Annotated in this window: 1 pseudogene; it reads right to left on the minus strand. The window is 66.3% G+C overall.

What is annotated here, in order from left to right:
• Positions 1–233: pseudogene (locus ACFC20_RS17830) on the minus strand (FAD-binding protein); the annotation flags it as partial.
• Between the last annotated feature and the right edge of the window lie 281 nt (positions 234–514).

Genomic DNA, 514 nt, shown 5'->3' on the forward strand with positions numbered 1-514 from the left:
AGGAAGGAGCCTTCCAAGGAGCGCTTGCCTGCGGCCCCGCCGCCGCCGAACCCTGCGGCCTCCCCCACACAGAACAGGCCAGAGATCGGAGCCCCCCTCGCATCGAGCACCCGACTCTGCAGATCCGTTTGCAGGCCGCCCAGGCTCTTTCGCGTGACCAACTGCATCTGAATCGCGATAAACGGACCCGCGTCGCGCCGCTGCAGGGGCGCTGGCCGACAGGTGCGAAGCCGATCCGGCGGATCTGGTCGTCGTTCTGCAGCCGGGTTCCCCCGACGAAATTGGCGTCGTAGGCGTCGGCGCTGGCCTGGAGGACCTCGGGCTTGATGTCGTCGGTTCCGGTCAAGGCGTTCATCTTGGCCGCCAGACCCGCAAGCGTGGCGTCCGCCAGAACGTGTGGGCTGTCGCGCTGGAGCCGCCGAACCAGCCCCGAATTGCCAAACAGCGTCTCACGCAAGAAGGAGAACATCTGGCGATCACGAATAGATGCGTTGTGCTCGGCGCCCGAGATCGC

The organism is Marinobacter sp. (assembly GCF_041984545.1).
Taxonomy (GTDB): Bacteria; Pseudomonadota; Gammaproteobacteria; order Pseudomonadales; family Oleiphilaceae; genus Marinobacter.